Annotated in this window: 8 protein-coding genes and 1 pseudogene; 4 read left to right on the top strand and 5 right to left on the bottom strand. The window is 44.0% G+C overall.

Annotated features, from left to right (window positions below; translation table 11 throughout):
• Nucleotides 1-668 (top strand): annotated as a pseudogene (locus Q0R35_RS01400) (exo-alpha-sialidase); the annotation flags it as partial.
• Between the two features lie 39 nt (nucleotides 669-707).
• Here Q0R35_RS01400 and Q0R35_RS01395 read toward each other — a convergent pair.
• The 3 genes from Q0R35_RS01395 to Q0R35_RS01385 all read right to left on the bottom strand — a co-directional run bounded on the left by Q0R35_RS01395 (nucleotide 708) and on the right by Q0R35_RS01385 (nucleotide 4,232).
• Entirely contained in the window at nucleotides 708-1,721 is a 1,014-nt protein-coding gene (locus tag Q0R35_RS01395) for an IS4 family transposase (protein ID WP_295613718.1), read from the bottom strand.
• A 412-nt stretch (nucleotides 1,722-2,133) separates the two neighbouring features.
• The gene (gene dacB / locus Q0R35_RS01390) at nucleotides 2,134-3,636 is read right to left on the bottom strand and encodes a D-alanyl-D-alanine carboxypeptidase/D-alanyl-D-alanine-endopeptidase (RefSeq protein WP_295613716.1); all 1,503 of its coding nucleotides are present in this window, start codon (nucleotides 3,634-3,636) and stop codon (nucleotides 2,134-2,136) included.
• A 149-nt stretch (nucleotides 3,637-3,785) separates the two neighbouring features.
• Nucleotides 3,786-4,232 (bottom strand): ABA4-like family protein, encoded by a 447-nt coding sequence (locus Q0R35_RS01385; protein WP_366944796.1) that lies wholly within the window; start codon nucleotides 4,230-4,232, stop codon nucleotides 3,786-3,788.
• 401 nt (nucleotides 4,233-4,633) lie between these two features.
• On the opposite strand from Q0R35_RS01385, the gene Q0R35_RS01380 reads away from it, so the two are divergent.
• The 3 genes from Q0R35_RS01380 (at nucleotide 4,634) to Q0R35_RS01370 (ending at nucleotide 7,238) form a co-directional block, all read left to right on the top strand.
• Nucleotides 4,634-5,635, top strand: coding sequence for a spherulation-specific family 4 protein (locus tag Q0R35_RS01380; RefSeq protein WP_295613712.1), 1,002 nt, complete (start codon nucleotides 4,634-4,636; stop codon nucleotides 5,633-5,635).
• 175 nt (nucleotides 5,636-5,810) lie between these two features.
• A complete protein-coding gene (locus Q0R35_RS01375; RefSeq protein ID WP_295613710.1) occupies nucleotides 5,811-6,335 on the top strand; it encodes a DUF2996 domain-containing protein in 525 nt (174 codons plus the stop codon).
• A gap of 171 nt (nucleotides 6,336-6,506) precedes the next feature.
• A complete protein-coding gene (locus Q0R35_RS01370; protein WP_366944797.1) occupies nucleotides 6,507-7,238 on the top strand; it encodes a phycocyanobilin:ferredoxin oxidoreductase in 732 nt (243 codons plus the stop codon).
• A gap of 270 nt (nucleotides 7,239-7,508) precedes the next feature.
• On the opposite strand, the gene Q0R35_RS01365 is transcribed toward Q0R35_RS01370, so the two are convergent.
• Nucleotides 7,509-9,587, bottom strand: a complete 2,079-nt coding sequence (locus Q0R35_RS01365) for a response regulator (protein ID WP_295613708.1) — start codon at nucleotides 9,585-9,587, stop codon at nucleotides 7,509-7,511.
• Between the two features lie 14 nt (nucleotides 9,588-9,601).
• Nucleotides 9,602-9,817: response regulator (locus Q0R35_RS01360; RefSeq protein ID WP_295613706.1), on the bottom strand; the 216-nt coding region annotated here is incomplete at its 5' end.

The following is a 9,817-nucleotide window of genomic DNA, read 5'->3' as shown; positions in this document are numbered from 1 at the left end:
CGTTAAAATTAAGCAACCCAGAAAGTTGGGTTTTACCACTAACCGGAATTACAGAGACTCCTTTTGGTACGGTTATCATCGGTGAATATGGCTCGATTTGGGATGCCAGAAGGGGGCGGTGGCTAACGATACCATATCTATATTATACTTCCGATCGAGGAGTAACTTGGAAAAGAATAGATTTCTTATTTGAGAAAGGAATTAATAAGCATATTCACATAATCAGATATTGTAAATTCGCAAATAAATTGATTTTAACAGATGGAGATAACCAGAAAAAGTTATGGATAAGCGATCCGATTGTGTCTGCCGATTTAGAAAAGCTAAGATGGAATTTATTTAATAGATTTCATTGGCAAATGGGCGGTCATACCTCATTGATAGAAAGTGATGGAAAAATAATATTTGGAACAGACTATCTGGGTGGGACAAACTTTATTATCGAAACAGATGACTTCCGAAGAATGCGAAGGAAAATCATTCCAGATCCTTATAGAAGAAGTTTCGTTCAGTCTATGACTAAAATTAATACGGAAGACCGGGAACAAATATGGATAAGTTTAAAAAGTTCTAGACCCAATTCAAAAGACTTAATTCTATACACAAATAATGGTGGAAAGACATGGCATAAGTCAGAAGTGTTGAATGTTAAAACGCATACCTCCTAGAAATGGGTACACCATTCCTGTGAAAGGCTATTATTATGCCTAAAATACTATTTTCCTAAACCAATGCACATAGCTAATATTTTCACACATGAAGGCTTGCAAATACCTCAATTTATCTAATGCTTTACTTCCAAATTCTTTAGGAATCTCTACTAGCTGTAACACAATATACCCAATCAAACAACAGTATATCTGAATCTCGATTCCATTAATATTTTTGGTTATTAATCGATCCAGTTTTAGGTGCATCTTTAAAAATTTCCACAACAATTCAATCTGCCAGCGACTTCGATAAAATTCTCCAATTTCTTCATTGTTTACTGCGAATTCTCCTGCCTCTGGTAAGTTAGTTGCTAGTCTGAATTCAGTTCTTTCTTCTAAATCACAATAGTTAACAATTCGGCACTCTACCTTTTTTGCCCCTGTCCCCACTAAAAACTTACCATTCTCTTGCATCTTTAAGCTCATATCATTCTTTATTCTCATGACAAAATATCGCTCTTTATCTTGAATCATCTCCTTGATTCTTTCCAGCTTACAAAATCCTCTATCCATTATGTTAACCCCATTCTTCGGTGTCGCTGCTATGGTTTCTTCTCCATATTTACTGTCATGTCCTTGTCCAAAATGGATTAATATTCCACCTGGCTCTGCTGTTAATAAATTAATGCCGCTAAACAGCTTTACTTGGTGATATCCTTCTTTCCAGAGCAATTTACTTGTCAAGGATATAATTGTCGAATCAATTGGGAATAATACTAGAGCTTTCGGGTCGATATTTTTCTGTTTATTCAGCTCACTTCTTAATCTTGAGAATAAATCATGAAATACAACTGGATTTCTCTTTTTGCTAGCTTTAGAGAAAGTTGATATATCCATATCTATTCCTCTAATATTCAACCTTTTAAATAAATCTCTCATGCTAGATTGGCTTTGATCCATTACGAAGCTCAACCAACATGATACAAACTTGAAGGTGTCCAGCACTGGATAATCATCTTTGGGAAGGTCGCCCAAGAATTTATTGATTATGCTTGGAAAATTTGATAGCATACTAACTAGTTTTTTGTTTTTAATCACCTCCATTTTATCTGAATGGGGGTCATTTTCTACTAGTTGTTTCTATCATTCAACACTTCTGCTAGTGGATATAGCGATCCTAAATCATTTTCAAATTAATCACTGATGTTTTTAACCGCAGAGGCGCAGCGATGCGCGCTCGTCGGGTTCCCCGACGTAAAAAGCGCATCAAGACGGAGAGCGCAGAGAAAGAAAGAAGATCGGATAGCTTTTCATTTAGGATTGCTATAGTACCTAGAAGTAAGTTTTTAGTCCATTATTATCCGCCATTATAGACTAATCCAAATGTAGAGGAGGGGTAGTGTCTTGTCAGTTTTTTATTCGGAGGGAACCTCCGAATAAAACCGCCGCTTCATGAATTGCTCCTACTCTAAATTAGCAATATTTAACACTGTTTTAATCGGGCTAACACTACCATAATCTCATCGATAACCTTGACCATCTGTGATGTCGGTCGATCGTGCTGATTTAGAATGATGCTAAATACTAAAGGTGAGTATTGAGGTGGGTTGATATAGCCAGATAAACTGGCAACACCACTAAGGCTTCCAGTTTTGGCGCGGACGATGCCTTGGGCGACAGTTCCTTGCATCCGATTTTTGAGACTACCGCTTACTCCTGATAAAGGGAGAGAATCACGGTAGATTTGTCCCATTGGTGTTGTCGCCATTGTGGATAATACACGCACGAATGCAGTCGGCGTAACTAAATTATGTCTGGATAAACCAGAGCCATCGCGGAGACTATATGCTTGGGAATCGACACCCATTGCCGTGAGATTTTGTTTGACTAAAGCGATGCCTAAATTACTGGTGTCTTCACTACTAGTATAGTGTTCGGGATGAGTGCGCCCGATCGATCTAAGTAAAACTTCGGCATAGATATTATTACTGCGCTGATTGGTTTCAGTAATTAGTTCGGTAATGGTGGGGGAATTAATAGCTGCTATTTCTGGTAAATTTATTGTAGCTTGTCCCAATACTAACCGCGTACTCGCGATCGTCATTCCCGATCGAGTTAAATTTTGCCGCAAGGCACTAATAAAAGATTCGGCTGGATTTACGATCGGTAAATCGATCTGAGTGGGTGTAGAATTAATGGCAAGTTGACCTGTCAACCGAATTGTCGGCTTACCAAAAATTGCGATCGCATTAATATTACCTGCTGGACTGGTGGGAACCGTCAGACTTTGGTTATCGACTTGCCAATTATTTAAACTCGGATCTTGCCAGGTATATTGAAGCGGCATCCCGACTCGCCCCGAACTTACTATTAGTGGATTAGAATTTTGATTTAACATCAGACCATTAATTGCGGGCGCATAATCAGTCGATAAATCTCCCCATTCCCAATCGCCGTTAATCTGTGCCCCCCGAAAATAACCATCGTCGAAACTAAGTTGTCCGATCTGTTTTATCCCCCGCTGCTGGAGTTGTTGCGCGATCGATTGTAAGCCACTCACCGTCAAACTAGGATCGCCTCTACCTACTACTAACAGATTAGTCATATTGCCAGTATTCGGCAGTTGATATATAGAAGTTCTTAGTCGCGTTGTCGTCCCTAGCTGGCGCAGAGCCACTGCTGTGGTAATCAACTTGACATTAGAAGCTGGAATAAATAATCGATCGCCATCCCGGTTGTAAAGTTGAGTATTGCTATTTAAAGTCTGGACGACAATTCCCCACCGATAGCGGCGTAATTCCGGTCGATCGACGATCGCATTTATAGCTGTCGAAATTTGGCTGGTACAAACTGCGGGTAACGGTGCTGGCGGTGCTGGTGGTGCTACTTGTGGCTGCTGCGCTCGTACCGATGTCGTGAATAATTGCACCAATAACCACCAGCATGTGATGACGATGGTTTGACGGGAAAGAACTAATTGCTGCACGATCGACTTACACCTGATTTTTCGATCCTCAGTCTACTAGATCGATCGCCAGTTTTTAAAAAGTTTCAGGCTCAAACCCATTGCTTTGGTTAAATAACCCCAGGTTGACCGATGTTCGTTGACGTAGTCTCTCTTGCCGAGAGAATCGATTATCCCGGCTCGGATGTGGGGGTAGCTGGTTTGAGTCGATCGACAACCGCGCTAGTCGTCAGATGCGATAGTAACCCGACTGGGCCAAAAAATAGACATAGAATCAGCGAATGGATGGTAATTATCCCCTTCTGTTGCCCTTCTAAATAGATATACCGCCCGACAAATAAGTCCATCACCAGGAAATGTACCCAACCCACAGCCGCCGCCCCTTCATCGGCAAAAAAGCGGGCAATGTCAGCTAATTTGGGATTAGCCAGAGCCGCTGCTGATTCGGGGTTGACTGCGACAACGAGCAGGTAAATATATAAGCCCGCGAGGGTGGCGAAGGGGAGGGGCGATGAAATTACTTTGCGGGTAATGTCCCATTTGGGTAAAACAATCATTAATGCCCAAAATGGCAGGACGAATAAGTTAGCACCGTCGAATAGTTGACTCAGCATCAAATGATAAATTGTGAAATGGGTAATGGCAATCTTTACAGTCTATTATCATCCAAAAATCATTCTGAAGCTGAAACAGAGGCGATATCTCACTCGATTGTCAAAATCTCTCATAATACTTCTACATTAGGTCGCAATCGATCGAAATGAATTTTATGTCCTAATTCAGTGTTTTTGCGGTTGCCTTCACTGACTATCTACAGGAAACTGAGAGTAGTTCTTCGATCGCTATATTTACAACTGAAGCCATCATAAATTATTTCAACCATTGATGCTTATCTGTGAGTCAAACAATAAAAAATAACCATGAATATTTTTATAGCAGCAGATATTTCACTCGTTTGTAAATAGTTAGGTCGAAGTTCTTAGCTTAATTTGTAATTGTTAAAGCCTATTTAAAAACAATGAATAAAATCACCGTACTAGCAAACTTAGTTTCGCTATTTGGGCTGTTGCAGTTGCCTGCCAATGCAGTACAACTGGTCGTCCCAGCCTATTTTGCTCCATCTCCGACTGGTCTGCCACCCGCTAGTACTCCTAATGGTACTGCTGATTGGAATACGTTGATTGCCGCTCAACAAGCTCAAAGAGCAAGCAACCAACTGCCGATTGTCGCGATCGTCAATCCAAATACCGGAGCTGGTACCGCTGGAGATCGAGCTTATTATCAACAAGTCTACACGGACTTTGCTAATGCTGGCGGCACGCTCATCGGTTATGTGCCATCGGGATATGTGGGGCAATTAATCAACCCAACAGCGTCATGTCAACCAAGTACCGTTCAGACTGTTGTTAGCTGTGCCCAAGCCTATCAGACATTGTATCCCAATATTATCAGTGGAATTTTTGTAGATGAATTTGGGATTCAGGCAGGTACTAATCCCCATCTTACCGCTACCCAAGTGAAAGATTTCTATACTCAAATCTACAATGGAATTAAGGGCATTGACGCAAACTGGACTGTGTTTGGCAATCCTGGCAGCAATGCACCGATCGATTTTCTGCGTCAAGGTAATAGTGGCGGGGCAAATACTTTGATTACTTATGAAGATACTGGCGCAAACTATCCTGCCAATCGTCCGAGCGATTACGTCAATAGTTTTCCTTCATCGACTTTTGGCAATTTTGTTTTACAAGCTCCGGAATCGAGTTTACAAAGCATAATTAACACTGCGGTGAGTCGTAATGTGGGGTATATCTTTGTGACTGACGACGGTGCAGATGGCAATCCTTACGATCGATTGCCAACTTATTTTGCCAATGAATTGAGCATCATAAATAATATCAGTCAAGCTCGACCAGTTGCCCAGCAAGTACCCGAACCCGATACTTGGCCGATGCCGATAGTTGGCGTTGGAGCGATCTTGGCGATCCGTTATCGCAAGCGAGCTGGTGTCAAAGGTTAACGACCGTGGCAATCTGGAGTTTTGTTGCTCGATCGCTAAACTGTTCGGGTAAGATTAGGGGAAAATTAGGCCCTTTAAATCACCGACCCCCTATTCCCTATCCCCTATTCCCGACGCAGTGATTGGGGTAAAATCATAAAAGAAAATGCCCTTAATAGCAGCGTAATCGATCGATATGGTAGAAGAATCCGCAGAAAATCTAGTTCCCACAACCGAAGCCGCTGGGAAAAAAGCTCAACCCGCCGCGCCAGGTGCTACCGATGATGCTAGTGCGCCTACTGGAGCGGCAGAAAAAACTGCTGCGCCTAAAAAGGAAAAGCCCCCCGCACTCGAAGCCAAACCTTTTGCTGACTTCATGGCGCAAGATTATTTACCCGCCCTCACTCAGGCTCTCACAGGTAAAGGGGTTACCGATCTCCAAGTCGTGCTAGAGCGGTCTAAAATCGCCGTCAAGGGCTTTGAAACATCTCCAGAGTGCAGTCAAGTCGTCGGTCGCTGGAATGACGGCAAGCGTCAATTTAACGTCTACTTCTTCGATGATAATATTCAGGGTCAACGAGCGATTTCTTGTGCCGATGGAGCTACCACATCGAGTACGATCGAATCATTCCTAATCGACGAACGTAAAATCACCCTCGATTTACTCGTCTCTGGCGTAGTCTTGCGGCTCAACAGTCAAAAGTGGTTGACGCGAAACTAGCGGTTCTAAATAAAGATGAAGTTTTGCCGAACTGTTTAACCGATCTTTGTTAGTATTTGTTAGATATAATGGTATCTCTTTGTCTATAGATCGTACCAATCTCGATGTATGCGTGTCATCCCCACCGCCGCAGATCGGGAGATGACACAACATGGATCGGCTTTTGAATTTATGATGGAAACTAGCACCCAATCACTACGATCGCGCCAACACGGATTAATCGAGCATCTCGCTAACGCGATCGAATCTATCTGGGCAAAATACCTAGATCTCTCGCCCTATCATCTCCCTTCCGAATTGGGATATGTAGAAGGGCGATTGGAGGGGGAAAAGCTAGTTATCGAAAATAAGTGCTACCAAACCCCCCAATTTCGGAAACTGCATCTCGAACTTGCCCAAGTTGGGCCGAATTTAGATATCCTCCATTGTGTGATGTTTCCGCATCCTGAATACGCCCTCCCGATGTTTGGCTCGGATATCGTCGCTGGGCGCGGGCAAATTAGTGCGGCGATTGCCGATTTATCGCCACTCAATGCGCGCCGGGTATTGCCAGATAATTATCGAATGCCGCTACTGCAATTACCCACTCACACCTTCAGTCAACCCCGCGAGTTACCCGCTTGGGCAGACATTTTTTCAGAGTTTTGCTTTTTCGTCCGCCCATCTACTCCTGAAGAAGAGCAGTGGTTTTTCGATCGAGTTACCACTATGCTGACAATTCACTGTCAACAAGCCGCCCAAGCCAGTCCGGTTAGTAATACCGAGCGCGCCGAAATCGTCACGGCGCAAAATTATTACTCTACCAAGCAACAACAAAACGACAAAACCCGCCGGGTATTAGAAAAAGCCTTCGGTATGGAGTGGGCAGAAAATTATATGACTACGGTATTGTTTGATAGTTAATAGTGGATAGTGAATGGTGGATAGTTGGGGAATTTATGCTCAGGTTAGATGAATATGCATCGTCGGGTAATTGCTATAAAATTCGGGCATTGCCGAATTGATGTCTGAAAACCTCAGTAGGGGTAATTCATGAATTACCCCTACCGAGATTTTCAGCGTTTGCATATTTGATAAATCATACATAGATAGCAACGCCAAAGTTCAATTGTTGCTAAATTAATTGGGTATACCTTACTCCATACTCCATACTCCTTACTTCCTACTCCTTCCTTACTCCCTACCCCTTACGCCCAAAAACCCAATTCGTTCGAGCCGATTGACAATTCGATTTACTAGCGTAGAGTCGCTGGCGGGTTTGGTGACAAAATCATCAGCACCAGCGGCAAAAACACGATCGATTGCTAGCGAAGCAGTGTGCGCGGTGAGGAATAAAATCGGTAGCGTCGCCCACTGCGGATCGGTGCGTACTGCGCGACAGAGTTCGATGCCATCGTAACTCGGCATATCTAAATCGAGAATGAGTAAATCGGGTGCCGAAGCCTCTAGAGTTTCCCAAAAGCGGCTGGGTTCGGAGAGTGTCGTCACCGCCATTCCCCGCAACGATAATAATGCCTTCACGCCTTCGAGTAGTAACAGATCGTCATCGACAATCGTGACTCTAGCTTGAGTGGCGACTCGCGCTAAGACACGATCGATAGCCACCAAAATTTGCCGAGCGGGTATCGGTTTGGATAAAAATAGTCGTACCCCCCTGCGCGCGACTTCAATGCGCTGTTGGAGCTGCTGGATACCTCTGGCGGCAATACTCGCGGGTAGTTCGGTACCCATCCAGATGCTATCGATCGAGGGTGGTGGCGATATTACCGCCAAGCTTTGTCTGTGAGGAATGAGCGGATCTGGTGACGGAATTGAGAGCTGAGTGTCGGGTTGACTCAAGACTAAAACGGGTAGTTGCGGATAATCGCGTTCTAATTCTGACAATGCACTCAAGCCATCAGCAATGCAGGAGAAACAATCTAAGTCGAGAATAATGACGCTCGGAGATCGATCTAATTGGCTGGGAGTAAGTTCGGTAGTGGTGACAACTTTAAAATTACTAGTGGCGGATCTCAATGCTGAGACTAAATCTCGATCGGTAGAAATTGCCAGCAGACACGGTAATTGCGGCGGCTGTGTCGGGAGCTTTACCGGACTTGTGCGCGGGGTTTTACTGATGATTTCTTGTCTGAGTCGGGTAATATGATGTTGGATTTGGCTGACTTGTGCTGGTGTGGGATCTAAATTTTCGGTGAGTAATAGTTCGATTTGTTTGGCGACTTGGGAGCCGAGCGTCAATCCAAATGTACCCAAGGTACCTGCGAGGGTATGGGCAGAATTTTTAGCCTCCGAGCTGATTGCTGGTGTTAATGAGCCATCGAAAATCGCGGTAATTACTTGCTCGATCGCATCTACTCGTGCGAGTGTTTGCGCGTAATGTCGGTTCCAGATTTCTGTCAAAAATTGCTGCGAATCTGGGGTTGTTGGCTGTTGGCTGTTGGCTGTCGGCTCTGGAGTAATGACTTGCACGTTTGATTCAGTCGATGCTCCACAGGAGAGGCTACTTAGGCTACTTTGACTACGCTCAGTATCAGTGTGCCAGGGAGGGTGGACTCGTGGTGATGTAACATCAGTGCTAGCATCACCTTTGAGTCGATACCCGCTTCCATATACGGTTTCGATAAAATCTACTGGCGCGCCAGCCGCTTTGAGCTTGTGTCTGAGTCCCTTAATATGGGTACGTACAGCCTCTTCACTCGGTGCATCTTCATATGTCCATAAATGTTGTAAAATCGCGCCACAACTAAATAACCGCCGATTGTACCTCAGAAATAATTCTAACAGCGTGTATTCTTTCGGCGTGAGATTGAGCAGTCGATCCCGATAGGTAACTTCATAATTGCGCGGATCGAGGGTAAGCTGCTCGCACGTCAAAACGGGTTGGACTCGATCGTTACCCCGGCGCAAGAGGGCGCGAATTCTAGCAGATAGCTCTTCTGGCTCGAAGGGTTTGATGACATAATCATCCGCGCCAGCATCTAAACCAGTCGCCCGATCGTGTTTGCTATCTTTGCTAGTCAGTAATAAGATCGGCATCATATAACCGCTCGATCGCACGCGACGACACAGACTGATACCATCGAGTTTGGGTAAAAGGGCATCCAATAACAACAAATCGTAATCGAATGCCTCAATAAAATCTAGTCCAGCTTGCCCATCATGAGCGACTTCAACTGTGTACTTGAGATTGCCCAGCGTCATTTTCAGGGCTTGAGCTACTAATACATCATCTTCAACTACTAAAATTTTCACGATCGGCACCTATTTTAGAGTTTCCAACCCAAAGTCGTCGCAATTTGTTGAGCTAATTCTAGCGGACTAAATGGTTTGGCGATCGTCGATCGAATGCCGAGTTTGGTGTAATTTTGTCGATCGATGGTTTGCACTTTCGCCGTTAATAAAATCACGGGAATCGAGCGAGTTGCAGGATTGGCTTGCAGTTTGCTAAATGTATCCAGCCCATCCATATCTGGCATCATCAC

The sequence above is a fragment of the Chamaesiphon sp. GL140_3_metabinner_50 genome, assembly GCF_025361915.1.
Classification (GTDB): Bacteria; Cyanobacteriota; Cyanobacteriia; order Cyanobacteriales; family Chamaesiphonaceae; genus Chamaesiphon.
The sequence above is the reverse complement of the archived record's forward strand: the minus strand, read 5'-3'. Positions and strand labels throughout refer to the sequence as shown.